Below are 18185 nucleotides of genomic sequence, written 5' to 3'. Positions count from 1 at the left end.
AAGTTGCGGACCGTCTGTACGTGCGCGAACACCCCATATGCGACGAACGGGTCCCGTCCTGACGAGGACGGGACCCGGAGCGCACGGGAGATCAGGACTTACGTACCCGGGTGCCGCCGGCGAACTTGTCGTGGAAACCCTGCTTGTTGCCGTCCTGCTCGATGGTGACCGCGATACCGATGTATGCGGCGAGCGACAGCAGACCGGCGAGGAAGCCCAGCAGCGGGACGCCGGTGAGGATCTGCAGCGCGACGAAGGCGTTGCGCTTGGCGGCCTGCTCGAGGGTGGGGTTACCACCGGCAGGGCCGGCGACCGACAAGCCGAGGAGCTTCTTGCCGATCGTCGCGCCCCGAGCGGACTCCATGTACGTCCAGTAGCCGAAGGCGACGACACCGCTGACGACCGTCATGAAGAAGTCCACGAAACCGCTTCCACCGCTCGCGAGGATCATGATCGCGCTCAGGATCCCCATGGGGATACCAACGATGAGGCCGTCGATGATGCGGGCGCCGAGACGCGGGAGCAGTTCCCCCGGGGTGCCGGCACCGAAATTCGGATCCGGGCCGGGGAATCCCGGGCCGCCGAACCCACCGTCCTGCGGCGCCCCGTACTGGGGTGCACCGTACTGAGGAGCGCCGAACTGGGGCGCACCGAATTGGGGCGTTCCGTTCTGCGGGGTTCCGTACTGAGGAGCGCCGTACTGGGGGCCACCGTTCTGGGGCGCGCCGTACTGCGGGAACTGCTGGGTGTAATCGGGCGGGGTGGCGCCGTACGAGGGGGCGCCGGGATGACCGCCCGTCGCCCGAGGATCCTGCTGAGGGGGTGGATAGCCACCAGTGGTCACTTATGTCTCCCTTGTCGCGATCGGCATGGCAACGCGCCACGGTACAGCGTGCCGTGGCGCGTCGGTAGATATGCCTACGGATGCGACGGGAGGGTCCCGCCGGGGTTTGTGTCAGGCCGCTACGGGACCACCCGTGGTGACCCGGTAGGCGTACGTGACGGCGATGATCGACACCGGCACGGTGACCAGCAGGCCGATCAGGCACAACAGGGCACCGAGGAGATTGATGCCGAGCAGTGCGAGGGCGAGCAACACCAGCGTTCCCGCATTCGATTTGACGGCATTGAAGCTCGACTTGATCGCGGTGACGGCATCCTGATTGCGATCGATGACGAACTGCATCGTCCACCACGCGAAGAACGCGAACACCAGGCCCGGGAGGATGCACAGCACGAGACCGATCGACGTGCCGATGCCCACGAGCAGACCTGCGAGGATGACCGCACCGATCGGGCCGATCTGGAGGAACGTCCCGAAAGCGGGGCGCTGCCCGTCGGTTTCGGCCAGCGCACCGCGCACGAAGGCGGCCTGGATCAGGTATCCGACGATCGCCGAGACGATGCTGCCGATGGCGCTCAGCAGGGTGAAGTCCGTCGCCTCACCGGTGAAGTCGAACCCGTTGAAGATGCCGCTGATCAGGCCCTGGATGACGAACGCGGCAAGCATGAAGACGATCCACACGCCGGCGTTACCGCTGAACTTCGACCAGCCGTAGGAGATCGCGTCGCCGACACTCAGCTGATTCGGAGGCGGACCACCGAAGCTCCCGGCGCCGTACGCACCCGGAGGGGGCGGGTAGTCACCACCCGACGGGGGAGGCGGATAGTTCCCCGGCGGCGGGTAGGACCCACCCGGCGGCGGGTAGTTGCCACCCGAGGGCGGGGGGTAGTTCCCCGGAGGGGGGTAGTTGCCGGGCGGCGGATAGTTCCCACCCGGCGGGGGAGTGCCACCGCCCGAGGGCGGCGGATAGCTTCCGGGTGGCGGATAACCACCCGGGTTCTTCGGATCCTGATTCGGGTCGTAACCACCGGTGGTCATGGCTGCCTCTCGTCTCCGGGATCGGACACTTCCGAGAGAGTACGGACATCACCTCGGGTCCGCATCCGCTATGTCCGCATCGTGTCCTATCGGATGCCTTCCTCCGACGGGGTGAACACCCACGGATCGCGGGGGAGTCTCACGGGATTCCAGCGGTCCAGCAACAGTTCCGGCGACACGGGCTCGCCGGGGTCGGCGAGTCGCAGCGACACGGCGATCGTGCCCAGCACGTCGGCGGCCGTGTGACCGAGCGCGAGCTGATCGGCCAGTGTCACCGCGCCGTCCCGTTTGGCCAGTCGCTTACCCTCCTTGTCGAGCGCGAGCGGCACGTGCGCGTAGACGGGTTCCGACAGTCCGAGAAGGTGTGCGAGACAGGCCTGCCGGGGCGCGGAAGTGAGCAGGTCGTCTCCGCGTACCACCTGATCGATGCCCTGGTCGGCGTCGTCCACCACCACTGCGAGGTTGTACGCGGGGGTTCCGTCGTTGCGGCGCAACACGAGATCGTCGACGATGCCCGTGAAATCTCCGTGCAGCAGGTCGTGGACGGTGAACCACTCCTCGGTCGCCCGCAACCGGATCGCGGGGGCGCGGCCGGAGGCCCGGCGCTCGGCCCGCTGCTCGTCGGTGAGGTTGCGGCAGGTGCCCGGATAGGCGCCCGCAGGGGCGTGGGGTGCGGAGGTGGCCTCGAGGATCTCGCGTCGGGTGCAGTAGCACTCGTAGGTCAGACCGGCCTGCTCGAGCCGCGCGATCGCCTCGTCGTACAGGCGCCGGCGGCGGGACTGGTGGACCACCCGGCCGTCCCAGTCGAGACCGATCGCCGCGAGATCCGCGAGCTGGCGTTGCTCCGCGCCGGGACGCACCCGGTCGAGATCCTCGACGCGGACCAGGAACCGACGGTTGGTCGACCGCGCGAACAACCACGCCAGGACGGCGGTGCGCAGATTGCCCAAGTGCAGGTCGCCGGAGGGACTCGGTGCGAAGCGACCCGCTCCTGCTTCGTCCTCGTCCGAAAGTGACACCCGTGCACTCTATCGAGCGACCCCCAGGAGTACCGCTCGCTGGGCGTGCACGACCTCCCGGATCGCCGCGACCGCGGCCGCGACCTCCGGCTGCCGCAGCGTCTCCGAGCGTGCGACGAGCCAGTAGGCCAGACGCGCCTCGACCTCGCCGGGCAGGACCCGGACGAGATCGGGGTGCCGATCGGCCATGAAGCACGGCAGCAGACCGAGTCCTCCGGCGGCGCGGGTCGCTTCGACGTGCACGAACACGTTCGTCGAGCTGATCGAATCCTGCATGTCGGGGGCGATGCGCCGCGCGACGTCGAGATCGTCGACCTGCAGCATCGAATCGATGAAGTACACGAGGGTGTGCTCACGCAGGTCGCGGACCGACGACGGGGAGCCGTGCGTGGCGAGATAATCGCGCGAGGCATACAGGCCCAGGTTGTAGTCGGCGAGACGGTGCGCTTCGGCCCGATGCACCTGCGGGCGTCCCACGACCACCTCGATGTCCATGCCGGACCGCTGCTGTGAGGCGCGACGGGTGGTCGCGACGATCTCGACGGAGATACCCGGATGGCGTTGCCGCACGAGCGCGCCGGCCGGGGCGGCGATGTAGGCGCTGAAGCCGTCGGTGGCGGAGATACGCACGACGCCCTCGAGGCGGCGCTCACCCCGGGGGTTCCGCAGACTTCCGACCGCGGCCTCGATGCGTTCGGCGGCCTCGAGCGCCTCGCGACCGCGGTCGGTCAGTTCCCATCCCGCCGCCGACCGCGTGAGCACGCGACCGCCGAGGCTGCGCTCGAGCGCGGCGATCCGCCGGGAGATCGTGGTGTGGTTGACGCCCAGGTCGTCGGCGGCGCTGGTGAACCTGCCACTGCGCCCGACGGCGAGCAGGACGAGGAGGTCATCGGCCGAGGGCACGCTCATGTGTGCAGCTTTGCAGATCGCATCTGCGAATCGCGTCATTGTGGATGCAAATGTGCGTACCGATACTCGGCATATGTGTTTGGAAGTGTTCCCCGTCACACAGCGTCCCGGGAGGGTGCAGGCATGAGCGTCGAACAGGCACGAACGGATGGACCGGAGAGTTCACCGTCGGCATTGCGCAGGGTCGTCGGTGCGTCCATGGCGGGCACCGTCGTCGAGTGGTACGAGTTCTTCCTCTACGGCACCGCCGCGACCCTCGTCTTCGCCAAAGTCTTCTTCCCCGACGGCGGCAACGAACTCGACGCGATCATCGCGGCGTTCGTCACCTACGCCGTGGGCTTCGTCGCCCGGCCGCTCGGTGGGATCGTCTTCGGCCACTTCGGTGACCGGTTCGGACGCAAGCAGCTGCTGCAGACCAGCATCATCATGGTCGGCGTCGCGACCTTCCTGATGGGCTGCCTGCCGACCTTCGGTGCCATCGGGTACTGGGCGCCGGCACTGCTCGTGACGCTCCGGTTCATCCAGGGCTTCGCGGTCGGCGGCGAGTGGGGCGGCGCGGTACTGCTGGTCGCCGAACACAGCCCCAATCGCTCGCGCGGATTCTGGTCGTCGTGGCCGCAGGCCGGTGTGCCGATGGGCAATCTCCTCGCGACGATCGTCCTGCTCGTCCTCACCACCACGTTGCCCGAATCGGCCTTCCTGTCGTGGGGCTGGCGAGTCGCGTTCTGGCTCTCGGCCGTCATCGTGCTGATCGGCTACTACATCCGCACCAAGGTCACCGACGCCCCGATCTTCCTCGAGGCGCAGCAGGAGGCCGACAAGCTGAAGGAGACGTCGTTCAACGTCTTCGAGGTGCTCGAGCGCTACCCGCGCGGCGTGTTCACGGCCATGGGCCTGCGGTTCGCCGAGAACGTCATGTACTACCTCGTCGTCACCTTCTCGATCACCTATCTGAAGATCGTCGTCGGTGCCGACACCAGCCACATCCTGTGGTGGATGCTCGCCGCGCACGCCGTGCACTTCGTGATCATCCCGATGGTCGGACGACTGTCGGACACGCTGGGACGCCGTCCCGTCTACATGATCGGTGCCGTCACCGCCGGTGCCTGGGGCTTCCTCGCCTTCCCGATGATGGACACCGGCAACAGTGCGTGGATCATCTCGGCGATCGTCATCGGACTCGTCTTCCACTCGTTCATGTATGCGGGGCAGCCGGCGATCATGGCGGAGATGTTCCCGACCCGCATGCGCTACTCGGGCGTCTCCCTCGGCTACCAGGTCACCTCGATCGTCGCAGGGTCGCTCGCCCCGATCATCGCCGCGAGTCTGCTCAGCCGCTTCGAGTCGTCGGTCCCGATCTCCTTCTATCTGCTCGGCTCGTCGCTGATCACGATCGTCGCGGTGATCGTGGCCCGGGAGACGAAGGGCATCTCGCTGCGCGACATCGACGCCGCGGACGCGGAAACGGTCGCCCAGAAGAAGGCCGCCGAGAACGCCAGGATCTCGGCATGAGGGCCCGCACCGCACTCGTGACCGGTGGTGTCGGCGGGATCGGGGCGGCCTGCGCCCGCGCCCTCGCCCGGCAGGGAGTCCGCGTGACCGTCGCCGACGTCGACGAGGTCGCCGCGAAGACGCTCGCCCACGAGATCGGGGGAGAGGCGTGGGGTGTCGACCTGCTCGACACCGACGGCCTCGACGGTCTCCGCCTCGACGTCGACATCCTCGTCAACAACGCCGGCATCCAGGTGGTGCGGCCGGTGGAGGACTTCGCCCTCGCCGACTTCCGCCGCATCCAGACGCTCATGGTCGAGGCGCCCTTCCTGCTCGTGAAGGCCGCGCTGCCCGGCATGTACGAGCGAGGCTTCGGCCGGATCGTGAACATCTCGTCGGTCCATGGGCTGCGGGCGTCGGCGTTCAAGGCCGGGTACGTCACTGCCAAGCACGGCCTCGAGGGGTTCTCCAAGGTCGTCGCGCTCGAAGGCGGTCCCCGTGGCGTGACGAGCAACTGCGTCAATCCGGGTTACGTCCGCACCCCGCTGGTGGAGAAGCAGATCTCGGAACAGGCCCGCGCGCACGACATCCCGGAGGATCGCGTGCTCTCGGATGTGTTGCTCTCCGATCAGGCGGTGACCCGGCTGGTCGAGCCGGAGGAGGTGGCCTCGCTCGTGTCGTGGCTGGCCTCCGACGAAGCCGGGATGGTCACCGGCGCGTCGTACACGATGGACGGCGGCTGGTCGGCCCACTGACAGGACGGTCCGACTCAATCACCGACCCGCGTCCCGGATTCCGGGGCGCGGGTCAGTGCGCGTCGGCGCCGTCGAGGACGAGCTGGACCTGGGCGTGCAGAGCGTGGGTCAGATACTCGCGCGGGTAGAGCTCGGGGCTCGCCGCCGCGTCGAGTGCGAGCCCGTTCGCGGCCGAGAGCAGCAGAGCGGCCCGGGTCTCCGGGTCGGGTGTACCGGCGCGGATCAATACGCGCGCTATGCCCGTGCGGATCGTGAACAGGGTGGCGGTGCGGATGGCGCTCAGCGTGGGGGAGGTGACCGCCCGCACGGCGAACGCCGACATCACGTGCACCTCGCTGCCACGTTCCTCGTCGAGGGGGAGCAGCTGGCTGAGCGCGGAGAACAGGGTGCGCGCCGGATCGATGTCGGGATCGACGTTCGTCAGCCGGTTCAGCACCCGGTCCGAGAGCGTGCGGAACGAGTACGCGAGCATCTCGTCCTTGGTTGGGAAATGGTGCTGCACCGCCCCGATCGAGACCCCTGCCTCGTTGGCCACCTCCCGCACACTCGCCGCGTCGAGACCGTTGCGTGCGGCCACGTCGAGCAGGGCCGCAGCAAGCCTGGTGGGGCTGGTGGTGATGTAGGGGCGCGTGCGCATGGGGAGCACCGTAGCCGAGCTCTCCACCATACGAACGTACGGGAGGCGGGAATCACACCCCGTCGGTGAGCTCGCGATCTGAGAGGAAACGGACCGACACCGTCAGGGCGGCTGCGAATGCCGCTGCGATCCACAGGGCGTGCAGCCCCAGCACCCGGTGGGCGAGCGCGCCGAGAACGGCGCCCGTCACCAGGCCGCCCCACAGGCCCAGATAGGGCAGCCAGCTCCAGCGCGGACCACCGAAGAACGCCGCCGCGATCCGCTGCCCGATCTTGACCAGCGCACCCGTCATGTAGGTCAGGGCGATGGTCGTCTCCCCGAGCCGCCGGAACACCGAGTTCTCCGTTCCCATGGCCAAGGTCATCGCGATCACGGCGACCGGCGTCCAGTCCACGAAGACGGCCGCGGCGGCAATCGTCAGCAACACGGTCACCGTCGCGAGGACGGCGGTCTTGCGGGTCCGTCGGTCTCGGTCGGTCAGTTCCGCTACCACGCTGCCGAGAATCACTCCGAGCACGAACAGCGCGAGCACACCGCCGATGAGGGTGACCGTCTGCCACGCACCGTCGGCCGTCCCGACCGCGAAGCGCGTGGAGTTGCCGCTCATGAACGACACGAAGACGCCGCCCAGGGTGATGAAACCGAGGGCATCGATGAACCCTGCGAGAGAGGACAACGCGATCGCGAGTCCCTGCAACTGCCTGCCGTAACCGACCACCAGACGATAGTAGGAACCGTTCCCGCCGGATGCCGACGACGTCGGCTCGCGGATACTTACGCGGTGTAACGACCGGGCGTTGTGGGCGCGATGGACAAGGGGAGCCGTCCGGCGCTGTCGTTCTCAGGAGTTCCCTCGATGTCCTTGCCCCGCTTGTCGTCCCGGCTGTCCCTGCTCGTCGTCGCGACGGTCGCGGGTCTGACCCTCACCGGTTGTGATTCGACCGCCGAGGACACTTCCGTCGCTCCGGCGGCGACTTCCGAACGGTCCCCGGTGCCGAGCTCCGAAACCCCCACGACGACACCGTCCCCCACCACGACGCGCTCCACCTCGACGACCGCACCGAACCCGGCAGCGTCGGCGGATTCGTCGGAGGCCCTGGCCCGGCTGGCGACCCTGCCGATCAAGGGGCGCGCGCCCAAGACCGGGTACAGCCGCGACCTGTTCGGCCAGGCGTGGAGCGACGACGTGTCGGTGGAGTTCGGGGGCAACGGCTGCGACACCCGCAACGACATCCTGCGACGCGACCTCGTCGATATCGTCTACCGGCCCGGTACCCGCGACTGCGTCGTCGCGTCGGGAACCCTGAACGACTTGTACACCGGTACGACGATCGCGTTCACCCGCGGGCAGGACACCTCGACCGCGGTGCAGATCGACCACGTCGTCGCGTTGTCGGACGCGTGGCAGAAGGGAGCGCAGCAACTCGACGCGGGCACCCGGGCCGATTTCGCCAACGACCCGCGCAACCTCCAGGCCGTGGACGGGCCGACCAACCAGCAGAAGAGCGACGGCGACGCCGCCACCTGGCTGCCGCCGAACCGCGCGTACCGCTGCACGTATGTCGCGCGGCAGATCGAGGTCAAGGCGATCTACGGCCTGTGGGTGACGCAGGCCGAGCACGACGCGATGGCGCGGGTCCTCACCGAATGCGGAGGTGGGGCTCCCGCAGCTGCACCCGCGCCCACCACGACGACGCGCCAGGCGCCCGCACCTGCGCCGGCACCCTCGCCGGCTCCTGCACCTGCTCCTGCTCCTGCACCTGCACCCGCCCCCGCCGAGCCGGCCCCTGCTCCGGCGGAGGTGTATTACAAGAACTGCGCGGCGGCCCGGGCCGCGGGAGCCGCACCGCTGTATGTGGGAGAGCCCGGCTACCGGCCGAAGATGGACGGTGACGGGGACGGCGTCGCCTGCGAGTAGCACACTGCAGCGCCTGCGAGTAGCGCACCGCCGTGATCTCTCGGTCAGCTGAAGCGGTGGGTGAGATTGCGGCGCATGCGGTGCAGCTCGCGGAGCTGGGCGCCCAGCCGCTGGACCTCGGCGTCGAACCGGCGCGCCCGGTCCACGGCCCCCACCCGGTGTTCGGCGAGGGCTTTCTGTCCGGTCTTCTCGATGGCTGCGGACACCTCGTCGATCTCCCGGTCCAGCATCTCCACCCAGACCGAAGCCTGCTCGTGGTCGGCGTCGCCGGCGAGCGGGAAATTGTCGTCCGCGGTCACGAGACGCATCGTGCCCGAGATCGGCCCGGTACGCGAACAGGGGGACCGGAAAAGCAGAAACCCCGTGGGACGCTGTGCGCCCCACGGGGTTCCGTGGCGGAGGATAGGGGATTTGAACCCCTGAGGGCGTTAACCCAACCCGCGTTCCAGGCGAGCGCCATAGGCCACTAGGCGAATCCTCCGTGGGGAAGCATACCGAATGGAGACCCCAACTTGCCAAACGGGCACGTCGCACCCTGATTCAGGGGTGCTGCGGGGGCGGGTTCGCCGCCGAGGCGCTCGTTCCTCTACACTTGCCGATGGATCCCGCGCGGCGCGCATCCTGTGAACTCCCCCAGGGCCGGAAGGCAGCAAGGGTCAACGGGCTCTGCCGGGTGCGCGGGGTCCTCTTAATTTCCGCCGATGCCCGTGTCGCCGTGCACGGTGAAAGGTCCCTCCGCATGCCTACGCAGACCCAGTACGGGTTGATGAGCCATGAGGAACTCGTTGCAGAGCACGAGCGCCAGTCCGCCAACTACGAACGGTTGAAGTCGGAGAAGCTGACGCTGGACCTGACCCGCGGCAAGCCCTCGCCCGAGCAGCTCGACCTCTCCGCGGAGTTGCTGTCGCTGCCGGGTGCCGACGACTTCCGCGACGGCAGCGGCACCGACACCCGCAACTACGGCGGCCTCACCGGCCTGCCCGAGCTGCGCGCGATCTTCGCCGAGCTGCTGAACATCCCGGTCGAGAACCTCGTCGCAGGAAATAACGCGAGCCTCGAGATCATGCACGATCTCGTCGTCTGGTCGTTGCTGCACGGCACCGTCGACTCGCCGCGCCCGTGGTCGCAGGAGTCGGTCGTCAAGTTCCTGTGTCCGGCGCCCGGCTACGACCGGCACTTCGCGATCACCGAGTCGCTCGGCATCGAGATGATCCCCGTGCAGCTGCGCGAGGACGGCCCCGACGTGCGGTTCATCGCCGATCTCGTCGCGAACGACCCGCAGATCAAGGGCATGTGGGCTGTGCCGACCTACTCGAACCCCAACGGCGCGGTGTACTCCGAGGAGGTCGCCCGCGAGTTGGTGTCGATACCGACGGCCGCTCCCGACTTCCGCATCTTCTGGGACAATGCCTACGCGGTGCACCCGCTCACCGAGCACCTCGCGCCCGCGATCGACATCCTCGGTCTGGCCGCGCAGGCCGGTCACCCGAACCGCGTGTTCGCGCTGGCGTCCACCTCGAAGATCACCTTCGCCGGTTCGGGCGTGAGCTTCTTCGGCAGCTCCACCGAGAACCTCGCCTGGTACCAGAAGTACCTGGGCATCAAGACCATCGGTCCCGACAAGGTCAACCAGCTGCGTCACCTGCGCTTCTTCCGCGACGCCGACGGTGTGCGTGCCCACATGGCCACGCACCGCGAGATCCTCGCGCCGAAGTTCGCGCTCGTGCGCCGCATCCTCGAGGAGCGTCTCGGCACGTCGAAGGTCGCGTCGTGGACCGAGCCCGAGGGCGGCTACTTCATCAGCCTCGATGTCGTCGAGGGCACGGCGGCCCGCGTCATCGCCCTGGCGAAGGAGGCGGGTATCGCGCTGACGGGTGCCGGTTCGGCGTTCCCGTACAAGAAAGACCCCGAGGACAAGAACATCCGCCTCGCACCGAGCTTCCCTTCGCTCGGTGAGCTCGAGAAGGCCATGGACGGTGTCGCGACCTGCGTGCTGCTGGCCGCAGCGGAGAAGGCGCTCGCCGACAAGTAGTGCGTGGGTAGGTACGCAACGCGAGGACGAGGCTCGCAACATCGGCAGTCACTGCCGGCGTTGCGAGCCTCGATTCTTTGTTGCGTACCTCCGTCGACAAGAATCTGCACTCCGGGTGTGAGTTTGTTCCCAGCCTGTGGATAAGGTTGTGCACAACACGTGGACGGGCGGTGGACAACTCGGATCGGCCCTGGTCGGGGCATTCTCGGTGCCCGCCGTCACCACGACTTGCTTTCCCCTACCGACCTGACATACTCGCTGGTCAGGGTCGCCGCATACCGTGCGGCGGGTTCGGAAGTGGTGAGTGTGATGGAAAACCGCGCTCTCGTGAATTCCGGAGTCGGCGTATCGGCCGTCGGATCTGTCACGGGGTGTCTCGGTGTACTGAAGGTGTTCCTACTGGCGCTCGACATCGAGGCGGCGCCCGAGACGCCCCCGCGGGTCCCACCCGTCGAGAAGGTGGAGCCCTTCCTGCCGGCACGCATCGCCGAGCAGCCCGAGGCGGACCACGGTGTGCGTCCGCCGTGCCTGCTCGCGTTCCGGCACGTCGTCGACCCGACACGACCGGAGATCTCGTTCGGTGCGTCGACGGGGTCGCTGCGTGAGGCGCCGGACACGACCCGACCGTATGTGGGACACCCCGCGACGTGCGTGTCGCTGTGGGACGTCCCCGGCCACGGTCTCGTCCTGGCGCTGGAATCGCTGTCGGACCACGGGTCGCCGCTCGTCGACTGGCGCAGCGACCCGCTGCAGGACCGCGACGGCGCCGGTCTGCGCCCGGTGCTCGGCGAGTTCCTCGCGCCCTTCGAACTGACCGCCGACGCCTGCCTGAACGACGTGTTTCCCGGACTGAACAGGCGGTTGTGTGCGCCGACGACCTATCAGCCCCTGCACGAACTCGTCGTCCACCGCCACCGGGGAGTCGGCGATCGCGAGGTCGCCGAGGGCATGGTCGTGGAAGTGGTCTCGAGCGGCGGCGAACGCGTCCGCTCGCTCGTCGACGGCCCGCGCATCGGACCGGAGGCCCGCGCGGCGGCACGGTCCTGGGGTGTGTTGTGGAAGTGGGACCGGGTTCCGCTGGTGGACCGGCCCGTGCAGCCGGGAGCCACCATCGCCGTGCGGGAGGACTCCGGTGCGGTGCTGTTCGACCTCGAGGCCACCGCCCTCGGCAGCGACTATGTCGGGCACGGCACCCGCGAGATGATCTACGGGCTCATCCCGTGGGTGGCGGTGCGGGCCCGGGCCTCCGCCGACTACTGGACGACCATGGAGCATCTGCGCCACCCCGACGGGCTCGGCGGCGATCGGCTGGCCGCGGTCCTCGACGACATCGCGATCATGCAGGCGCGCCGGATGGAACGGGCCCTGCTGCGCAAGGAATCGATCCACGACGACCGGTTCCACTCGTGGACGCAACCCACCCAGCTGCGAGCACTCATGGCCGGCCGGGTCGCCGACGAGTTGGCCGAACTCGACGCGGAACTGTCCGAGGCCGTGGACATCGTCGAGCACGCCCTGCTGCGCAGTGCCGAGTTGCGCGGTGCGAGGCATACCCGCTTGGCCAAGGGCTGGTCCGCGGCGGCGTCGGTCATCGCCGTCGTGGCGTTGTTCGCCGCCCTGGCCGCCGTTCCGGACACCTCGCAACCGACGCTGTTCCCGCACTGGCTGCATGCTCTGACCACGTCGATCGCGCTCACCCTGGGCATCGTGATCGCGGTGGTCGTGTGGCGCCGCCCCTGACGCGCAGGGCATGATCGTCTGCATGTCCTCGACGCTGAACCTGGTCGGAGATCCCGACGCCGACGCACTGCTGGCCGAGAACCCGCTGGCGCTTCTCATCGGCATGCTGCTCGACCAGCAGGTGGCGATGGAGGTCGCGTTCGCGGGACCGAAGAAGCTCGCCGACCGTCTCGGCGGTCTCGACGTGTACCGCATCGCGTCGGCCGACCCCGACGAGTTCGTCGCGGTGTGCGCGCAGCAACCGGCCGTCCACCGGTTCCCCAAGTCGATGGGACAGCGGATCCAGGCGCTGTGCGCGGCGATCGTCGAGGACTACGACGGCGACGCCTCCGCACTGTGGACGTCCGGCGACCCGGACGGCAAGGAAGTGCTGCGGCGGCTGAAGAAGCTGCCGGGCTACGGCGACCAGAAGGCACGTATCTTCCTGGCGCTGCTCGGCAAGCAGATGGGTGTGCGGCCCGAGGGATGGCGCGAGGCCGCCGGCGACTATGGGCACGAGGATGCGCGCCGGTCGATCGCCGACGTCGTCGACGAGCAGTCGCTGCGCGAGGTGCGCGAGTTCAAGAAGTCGATGAAGGTAGCGAAGAAGTCATGAGACGCGTCGCAGCGGTGTGCGGCGCCGCCGTCGCCTTCGCCGGGGGAACCGTGGGCGTGGCCTCGGCCGGCGGGGGAGACGACCGGGTCGTCCTCCGGCCCGGCGACGGGATCGTGTTCTCCGCGGAGCCGACACCGGGTTGGTGTTCGGTGGCGGCGGTCGGGCACGACGACGCGGGTCGGCTCGTCGCGATCACGGCGGGGCACTGCTATCAGACGGGATCGTCGCCCGTCTGGAAGGTCGAGGAGCAGCACCGCGGGCCGATCGGAACCGAAACGGACGTCGCGAGTACGGGTTCGGTCGATCAGCTGGGATTTCCCACCGACGAGATTGCCGACTACGCGGTGGTCCTGCTCGACGAGACCCGCGTGCGGGGATCGAACACGTCGGTGCCCAACGACCGGGGAGAGCGAGTCGTGCTCGAATCGGTCGCGGCGTTCGGCGAAGGCGAGCTGCCGGCCGGAACACATTGCGCGGCAGGGCGGAGCACGTCGGTGGCCTGCGCGACCGGCGATGTGCGGGTGGACGGGAACCTGATGTCCTCGCCGCTGCTCATGCGACCGGGCGATTCCGGCGGGCCGCTCGTGCGTACCGAGACGGGCGAATGGATGGGACTGTCGGTGGGTTACCGGTTCCCGCAGACCGCGGTCTCCGACGACCGGCAGGTTCCCGACACGAGGTTCGCCGCCTACCAGCGGGCCGACCGGATCCTCGCCGAGATCGACGCGCGCGACGGGATCGGCTCGGGGTTCCGTCTCGTCGACACCCCCTGACCGATCCCGCCCGCGTTACCGTCAGAGCTTCTCGAAACGTGGAATCAGGTGTTCGGCAACGTTTTTCGCCTCGTCGATGAGCGGCCATCCGGCGAGGATGAGGGAGGTCGGTCCGGTCGCATCGCGCAGGGTGCGCACATGGCCGGTGATCTCGTCCGGGTCGCCGACGTAGTAGACGGCCGACGATCCCGTGGCGAAGATGTCCAGCGGTGACCACGCGGTGATGCCCGCGTAGAGGCCGTCGCCGAGATACAGGTCCTCGGGTTCGGGCAGCTTGCCGGCGTTGATGGTGTCGACCCAGCCCTGCCGCTGCGCGTCGCGCGCGGTGAAGGTCTTCAGATCCTGCTTGCCGTGCGTGCGGCGGCGCACCGCCCGGTCGAGCACGTCCTGGATCTGCTCGATGCCGGCCTTCTCGAACAGCGACCGGAACCGTTCGAGTGCCTCGTCCCGATTCGGACGCACGATGACGCCGGACAGAGCGCCGAAATCGGTGTACTCGCGCCCCTCCGTTGCAGCGGATTCGCTTGCAGCGGTGAGCTTCTCCGTGACGAACGAGGTCTCGCGCAGCATGATAAGGTAGGCGTCGAGTACCTTGCCGGCGTTCTGCAGACCGGCGGGGGAGTCGCCCGTTCCCCACAGCGGGACCGAGTGGTCCGCAGGAGCATCGATGCGCAGCGGGGTGTTGGGGAAGTTCGACGCGGTGCCCTCGGCATAGATGCGCCGGAACTCCGCCCAGTACTTCTCACCGAGCTCGTACCGACGGTCGTGCTCGACGTTCATGTCGTACTTGGTGAGGATGTTCTCCCGGCCGTTGACCGAGTTGATCATCAGGCGACCGCCGCTGAACGCGTCGAAGGTCAGGGCCTTCTCGGCGAGCAGTCGCGCGGGCGTCATGTTCGCGTAGATCGCGACGAGGAACTTCATCCGGCTGGTGTGCGCCGCAGCCCAGGTCGCCGAGATGAAGGGGTCGTTCGGCCAGGTCGCGACGAGCGCACCTTCGAAGCCGCCGTCGTCGATGGTCTTCGCGAGTTCGATCTGCCGCTGCCCGTCCACCGGGTACAACCCGCCGGGGCTCCAGGGGTAGTCGCCGTCGGCCTGGGTGAGATACCAGAAGGTCTTGATGGGCATTACTTCGTGTCCTTCGAGGGGAGTTCGAACGGTTCGACGCGGGCGCGGGCGCGCAGCGTGCCGGCGTCCACGGCGAACAGGGCGTCGAGGTAGGCGACGGCGAAGGAGCCGGGGCCGGTGGAGTTCTCCTCGGCGATCTCGGACGCCACGGCGACGTGCGTGTGGGCGGCCGCGAGGCCGACGAGAGGGGTCTCCGCGACCGCGAGATAGCCCGCGACGAGTCCACCGAGGGAGCATCCGGTGGAGGTCACGCGCGGCAACATGGCGCTGCCGCCGGCGATGCGCAATCCGACGATCCCGCCGTCGCGGTCGCGGCCGACGAGGTAGTCGACGGGACCGGAGGCCGACACGGCGTCCGCGCGGTCGAGCAGCGCGAGCGCGGCAGGCACGGCAGCAGCGGCTTCGTCGGCGCTGTCGACGCCGCGCGTGTCACCGCCCAGACCGGCCAGCGCGATGATCTCGGAGGCGTTGCCGCGGATCGCGGTGGGACGGAACTTCAGCAGGTCGGCGGCGAGAGAGGTGCGCCACGCCAGTCCGCCCACGCCCACGGGATCGAGGACCCACGGGGTGCCGGCGTCGTGCGCGGCCTCGGCCGCGCGGGTGAAGGCCACCGAGGTCTCGTCGAAGGGCGTGCCGAGGTTGACGAGCACTCCACCGGCGATGCGCGCGAAATCGCCTGCCTCGTGGGCGTTGTCGATGTGCGCGTTACTGGCGCCTGCGGCGAGCAGTACGTTGGTGAGGAAGTTGGCCGAGACGATGTTGGTCAGCGAGTGCACCAGCGGCGTCTGCGCGCGCAGGGCGTCGAGGGTGACGGCGAGATCATCGACGGTGGGGGTCGTGGTCACGGGAGATCCTGTCGGGAGGAGGGGAGGGGACGAAGCGGGTCAGGATCGCGGACATCGCATCATGCGTCGCCCTTCCCTTCTACGAGTGTCCGCACGGGGAGTGCGGGGTCGGCGGTCCACTCCTCGAGGGATCCGTCGTAGACGGCGATGTCGTCGTGGCCCGTCCGGACCAGTGCGAGCGCCACCAGGCAGGCCGAGACGCCGCCACCGCAGTAGAGGATCAGGGGCCGGGAGGTATCGGCGAGGGCCTGCTCGGCCAGCTCGGCGATCCGATCGGTGCTCCGCAGGACGCCGTCGGCGAGCAGGCTCTTGGCCGGCAGGTTCCGGCTCCCGCCGATGTGCCCGCGGCGCGCGTAACGAGTGGTGGCGGTGCCTGCGAACTGCTCGGCGTCGAGCGCGCAGACGAGGGTGCCCGGTGCGTCACCGGACACCACGGCGAGCACGTCGTCGCGATCGCGCCACAGGCCGTGGTCGGGCAGCCCGGTCCGGGATGAGATGGCAGTGCGCTCGGCGGCGTCGCCGGTTTCCACGGGCAGGTCGAGTGCGGTCCAACGGGCGAGGCCGCCGTCGAGGACGCGGGCGGAGACACCGATGTTGCGCAGCATCCACCACAACCGGGACGCCCAGGTCATGCCGCCGTCGTCGTAGATCACGAGGTCGGTGTCGGGGGTCACGCCGAGTTCGGTCAGGGCGGCCGCGAGGTCGTCCGGGGCGGGGCGGGAGAAGTGCAGGTCGGTGCCGGGGGCGCTGAATCCGCCGAGCAGGTCGGCGTGGACGGAGCCCGGGATGTGCGCGGCGCGCCAGGTCGCGTAGCCGGATTCCGGACGGTAGTCGCCGTCGAAACGGGGCTTCGGGAAGGTGACCGTCGCGTGCAGGACCGTGTGGGCGCCGGGGTCGCTCGCGAGCTCTTCGGCGCTGATCAGCACCTGTTCGTCCCGGAAAGCCGCCTCGGTCACGCGTTGGGTCCTCTCGTTGTGTTCGAGGAGCGACGCTAAACGACGAATAACGTATACGCAAGTATTCGTAAGTCCACGGTGGCATAATCGGCGCACGTAAACGGCATGCCTACGGAGGGTGTAGATGACCGAGCAGGACGCGACGGCCGAGCTGGAGAGCTCTCTTCTCGTCGAATCGCCCACCGGGCGCGACGACCAGACCTCCAAGCAGTACCTGCGCCTGCGCTCGGACATCCTCGCGGGGAAGTTCCCACGCGGCGCCGCTCTGCACGAGACCCAGCTCAGCGAGACCTATGGGGCGTCCCGCACCCCCATCCGCGAGGCGCTCAACTGGCTCGCGCACGACGGTCTGCTCGAACGGGCCAGTCGCGGCTTCCGGGTGCGTTCGGGCACCCCCGAGGACGTCATCGAGATCTATGCGGCGCGCGTCGCGCTCGAATCCGAGGCGGCCGGCGCCGCGGCGATCCGGCACACCGATCTCGACATGGCCCGGCTCGAGCGACTGCACGATTCGTGCTGCTCAGCCACCGACGACGGCGCGGTGCGCATCGGGAACTTCCGGTTCCACGAGGCGCTGTGGCAGGCCGCGCACAACACGACGATCACGACATTGCTCGTGCGTCTGACCACCCAGCTGCGGATCTACGACTCCGGGCCGCCGTCCAACTACGGCGAGCCCGATCTGCTCAACCGGGAGCACGCGCAGATCCTCGACGCCTTGCGGGCGCGGAACGAGTCCGCGGCCCGCGAACACATGCGTGCTCATCTCGAGCGCAGCCGCGAGCAGCGCATCCGCCTCTTCGCCCGCGGCTGAGCCTTCACGCCTGATCGGACGTGTCGATGTCGCCGGCGAGGATCCGGTACAGCGACTTCTTGGCTCCGGTGAGGACCGCGTGTGCCGCGGCGACCTCGGCGTCGGAACCGCTCATCGCGACCGACCGCGTCGCGACCTGCAGTTCGCGCAGTGCGAGTCGCAGGTCGGGGGCGTCGGAATCGGGATCGTGAGCGGCGAAGGGGTCGAGGAGCTCGTTTTCCGGATCGTCGATGTACGTGCGGCCCGCATCCGTCAGTGAGACGAGCTTGCGTCCGCCCTCCTTCTCGACGGTGACGAGTCCTTCGTCCTCGAGCTGGGAGATCGTCGGGTAGATCGCGCCGGGGCTGGGGCGCCAGGCGCCGCCTGTCCGTTCGGCGATCGCTTCCATGAGCTGGTAGCCGTGCATCGGTTCGGTGCCGAGCAGGCGCAGCACGGCCGCGCGGACGTCGCCTCGCTGTGCTCGGCCGCGTCGTCCTCCTCGCGGGCCGCCGTGTCCCCGTCCGCCGCCACCGCGGTGCGGGCGGAAGCCGGGTTCGTCGTGCGGGTGGTGTCCGCGACGGCGGGGGCCGTCGGCGCGGAACGGGCCGCCGGGAAGATTTCGATCGTGCATGGCGCGGCGACGGCCGCGGGGATGTTCGTGTGTTCGCATCTGTGCGTCTCCTTCTATGTCGATACGGTCACGATAGATCTC

19 protein-coding genes, 1 tRNA gene and 1 other RNA gene are annotated in these 18185 nt (G+C 68.7%); 9 read left to right on the top strand and 12 right to left on the bottom strand.

All coding sequences use genetic code 11. From position 1 onward, the window contains the following. Window positions 1-91 precede the first annotated feature (91 nt). The 4 genes from ACQR3U_RS10305 to ACQR3U_RS10290 form a co-directional block, all read right to left on the bottom strand. Complete coding sequence (locus tag ACQR3U_RS10305; protein ID WP_230810470.1) at window positions 92-844, bottom strand: RDD family protein; 753 nt, start codon at window positions 842-844, stop codon at window positions 92-94. 111 nt (window positions 845-955) lie between these two features. Further along, window positions 956-1882: a hypothetical protein gene (locus ACQR3U_RS10300; protein ID WP_229566828.1), complete on the bottom strand. Its 927-nt coding sequence runs from the start codon at window positions 1880-1882 to the stop codon at window positions 956-958. Between the two features lie 86 nt (window positions 1883-1968). Then, a complete protein-coding gene (gene gluQRS, locus ACQR3U_RS10295) occupies window positions 1969-2901 on the bottom strand; it encodes a tRNA glutamyl-Q(34) synthetase GluQRS (RefSeq protein WP_019290296.1) in 933 nt (310 codons plus the stop codon). Window positions 2902-2910: 9 nt separating this feature from the next. Beyond that, window positions 2911-3810, bottom strand: coding sequence for a LysR family transcriptional regulator (locus tag ACQR3U_RS10290; RefSeq protein ID WP_006552513.1), 900 nt, complete (start codon window positions 3808-3810; stop codon window positions 2911-2913). Window positions 3811-3933: 123 nt separating this feature from the next. Here ACQR3U_RS10290 and ACQR3U_RS10285 point away from each other — a divergent pair, with 123 nt between their 5' ends. Together ACQR3U_RS10285 and ACQR3U_RS10280 are read left to right on the top strand one after the other, a co-directional pair. Beyond that, the gene (locus ACQR3U_RS10285) at window positions 3934-5322 is read left to right on the top strand and encodes an MFS transporter (RefSeq protein WP_033097941.1); all 1389 of its coding nucleotides are present in this window, start codon (window positions 3934-3936) and stop codon (window positions 5320-5322) included. Next, window positions 5319-6056 (top strand): 3-hydroxybutyrate dehydrogenase, encoded by a 738-nt coding sequence (locus tag ACQR3U_RS10280; RefSeq protein ID WP_230810469.1) that lies wholly within the window; start codon window positions 5319-5321, stop codon window positions 6054-6056. Before ACQR3U_RS10285 ends, ACQR3U_RS10280 begins: the two co-directional genes overlap by 4 nt. Window positions 6057-6108: 52 nt before the next feature. Here ACQR3U_RS10280 and ACQR3U_RS10275 read toward each other — a convergent pair whose 3' ends face one another. Further along, complete coding sequence (locus ACQR3U_RS10275) at window positions 6109-6693, bottom strand: TetR/AcrR family transcriptional regulator (protein ID WP_024102753.1); 585 nt, start codon at window positions 6691-6693, stop codon at window positions 6109-6111. Between the two features lie 52 nt (window positions 6694-6745). Continuing rightward, on the bottom strand, window positions 6746-7411 hold the full coding sequence (locus ACQR3U_RS10270; protein WP_230810468.1) for a YoaK family protein: 666 nt from the start codon (window positions 7409-7411) through the stop codon (window positions 6746-6748). 138 nt (window positions 7412-7549) lie between these two features. Here ACQR3U_RS10270 and ACQR3U_RS10265 point away from each other — a divergent pair, with 138 nt between their 5' ends. Continuing rightward, window positions 7550-8611: a GmrSD restriction endonuclease domain-containing protein gene (locus tag ACQR3U_RS10265; protein WP_230810467.1), complete on the top strand. Its 1062-nt coding sequence runs from the start codon at window positions 7550-7552 to the stop codon at window positions 8609-8611. 44 nt (window positions 8612-8655) lie between these two features. On the opposite strand, the gene ACQR3U_RS10260 is transcribed toward ACQR3U_RS10265, so the two are convergent. Then, complete coding sequence (locus ACQR3U_RS10260; protein WP_230810466.1) at window positions 8656-8919, bottom strand: hypothetical protein; 264 nt, start codon at window positions 8917-8919, stop codon at window positions 8656-8658. A gap of 85 nt (window positions 8920-9004) precedes the next feature. Continuing rightward, window positions 9005-9092, bottom strand: a tRNA-Ser gene (locus ACQR3U_RS10255). 116 nt (window positions 9093-9208) lie between these two features. Between ACQR3U_RS10255 and ffs the strand changes: the two genes are divergently transcribed. The 5 genes from ffs to ACQR3U_RS10230 all read left to right on the top strand — a co-directional run bounded on the left by ffs (window position 9209) and on the right by ACQR3U_RS10230 (window position 13751). Beyond that, an RNA gene (gene ffs, locus ACQR3U_RS10250) (signal recognition particle sRNA small type) lies at window positions 9209-9303 on the top strand. Between the two features lie 47 nt (window positions 9304-9350). Beyond that, entirely contained in the window at window positions 9351-10643 is a 1293-nt protein-coding gene (locus ACQR3U_RS10245) for an aminotransferase class I/II-fold pyridoxal phosphate-dependent enzyme (protein ID WP_269572347.1), read from the top strand. A 390-nt stretch (window positions 10644-11033) separates the two neighbouring features. Beyond that, window positions 11034-12383 carry a hypothetical protein gene (locus tag ACQR3U_RS10240; RefSeq protein ID WP_269572346.1) on the top strand — a complete coding sequence of 450 codons (1350 nt, stop codon included), beginning with the start codon at window positions 11034-11036 and terminating at the stop codon, window positions 12381-12383. Between the two features lie 22 nt (window positions 12384-12405). Next, window positions 12406-12978 (top strand): HhH-GPD-type base excision DNA repair protein, encoded by a 573-nt coding sequence (locus ACQR3U_RS10235; RefSeq protein WP_006552504.1) that lies wholly within the window; start codon window positions 12406-12408, stop codon window positions 12976-12978. Then, window positions 12975-13751: a trypsin-like peptidase domain-containing protein gene (locus tag ACQR3U_RS10230; protein ID WP_006552503.1), complete on the top strand. Its 777-nt coding sequence runs from the start codon at window positions 12975-12977 to the stop codon at window positions 13749-13751. Before ACQR3U_RS10235 ends, ACQR3U_RS10230 begins: the two co-directional genes overlap by 4 nt. Window positions 13752-13772: 21 nt before the next feature. Here the strand turns inward: ACQR3U_RS10230 and ACQR3U_RS10225 are convergent, their stop codons facing one another. From ACQR3U_RS10225 to ACQR3U_RS10215, 3 genes are read right to left on the bottom strand one after another with little or no spacing between them, the layout of a single operon-like run. After that, window positions 13773-14879, bottom strand: coding sequence for an LLM class flavin-dependent oxidoreductase (locus ACQR3U_RS10225; protein WP_230810464.1), 1107 nt, complete (start codon window positions 14877-14879; stop codon window positions 13773-13775). Further along, window positions 14879-15724: a hydroxyethylthiazole kinase gene (gene thiM / locus ACQR3U_RS10220; protein WP_230810463.1), complete on the bottom strand. Its 846-nt coding sequence runs from the start codon at window positions 15722-15724 to the stop codon at window positions 14879-14881. Before thiM ends, ACQR3U_RS10225 begins: the two co-directional genes overlap by 1 nt. 59 nt (window positions 15725-15783) lie before the next feature. Next, entirely contained in the window at window positions 15784-16680 is an 897-nt protein-coding gene (locus ACQR3U_RS10215; protein ID WP_230810462.1) for a sulfurtransferase, read from the bottom strand. Window positions 16681-16804: 124 nt separating this feature from the next. Here ACQR3U_RS10215 and ACQR3U_RS10210 point away from each other — a divergent pair, with 124 nt between their 5' ends. Continuing rightward, window positions 16805-17494 (top strand): GntR family transcriptional regulator, encoded by a 690-nt coding sequence (locus ACQR3U_RS10210; RefSeq protein ID WP_006552499.1) that lies wholly within the window; start codon window positions 16805-16807, stop codon window positions 17492-17494. Between the two features lie 4 nt (window positions 17495-17498). Here the strand turns inward: ACQR3U_RS10210 and ACQR3U_RS10205 are convergent, their stop codons facing one another. Then, window positions 17499-18143 (bottom strand): PadR family transcriptional regulator, encoded by a 645-nt coding sequence (locus ACQR3U_RS10205; protein ID WP_230810461.1) that lies wholly within the window; start codon window positions 18141-18143, stop codon window positions 17499-17501. Window positions 18144-18185 lie beyond the last annotated feature (42 nt).

The organism is Rhodococcus sp. IEGM1339, from assembly GCF_050321925.1.
GTDB classification, from domain to species: Bacteria; Actinomycetota; Actinomycetes; order Mycobacteriales; family Mycobacteriaceae; genus Rhodococcus; species Rhodococcus pyridinivorans.
Note: the sequence above shows the minus strand (reverse complement) of the source record. Positions and strands in the feature narration are given on the sequence as shown.

Excerpts from the sequence above, each read along its gene's own strand:
- ACQR3U_RS10300 (WP_229566828.1), bottom strand. The coding sequence starts at position 1,882 with ATGACCACCGGTGGTTACGACCCGAATCAGGATCCGAAGAACCCGGGT.
- ACQR3U_RS10290 (WP_006552513.1), bottom strand. The coding sequence starts at position 3,810 with ATGAGCGTGCCCTCGGCCGATGACCTCCTCGTCCTGCTCGCCGTCGGG.
- ACQR3U_RS10285 (WP_033097941.1), top strand. The coding sequence starts at position 3,934 with ATGAGCGTCGAACAGGCACGAACGGATGGACCGGAGAGTTCACCGTCG.
- ACQR3U_RS10280 (WP_230810469.1), top strand. The coding sequence starts at position 5,319 with ATGAGGGCCCGCACCGCACTCGTGACCGGTGGTGTCGGCGGGATCGGG.
- ACQR3U_RS10275 (WP_024102753.1), bottom strand. The coding sequence starts at position 6,693 with ATGCGCACGCGCCCCTACATCACCACCAGCCCCACCAGGCTTGCTGCG.
- ACQR3U_RS10265 (WP_230810467.1), top strand. The coding sequence starts at position 7,550 with ATGTCCTTGCCCCGCTTGTCGTCCCGGCTGTCCCTGCTCGTCGTCGCG.
- ACQR3U_RS10260 (WP_230810466.1), bottom strand. The coding sequence starts at position 8,919 with ATGCGTCTCGTGACCGCGGACGACAATTTCCCGCTCGCCGGCGACGCC.
- ACQR3U_RS10245 (WP_269572347.1), top strand. The coding sequence starts at position 9,351 with ATGCCTACGCAGACCCAGTACGGGTTGATGAGCCATGAGGAACTCGTT.
- ACQR3U_RS10235 (WP_006552504.1), top strand. The coding sequence starts at position 12,406 with ATGTCCTCGACGCTGAACCTGGTCGGAGATCCCGACGCCGACGCACTG.
- ACQR3U_RS10230 (WP_006552503.1), top strand. The coding sequence starts at position 12,975 with ATGAGACGCGTCGCAGCGGTGTGCGGCGCCGCCGTCGCCTTCGCCGGG.
- ACQR3U_RS10225 (WP_230810464.1), bottom strand. The coding sequence starts at position 14,879 with ATGCCCATCAAGACCTTCTGGTATCTCACCCAGGCCGACGGCGACTAC.
- ACQR3U_RS10210 (WP_006552499.1), top strand. The coding sequence starts at position 16,805 with ATGACCGAGCAGGACGCGACGGCCGAGCTGGAGAGCTCTCTTCTCGTC.
- ACQR3U_RS10205 (WP_230810461.1), bottom strand. The coding sequence starts at position 18,143 with ATGCGAACACACGAACATCCCCGCGGCCGTCGCCGCGCCATGCACGAT.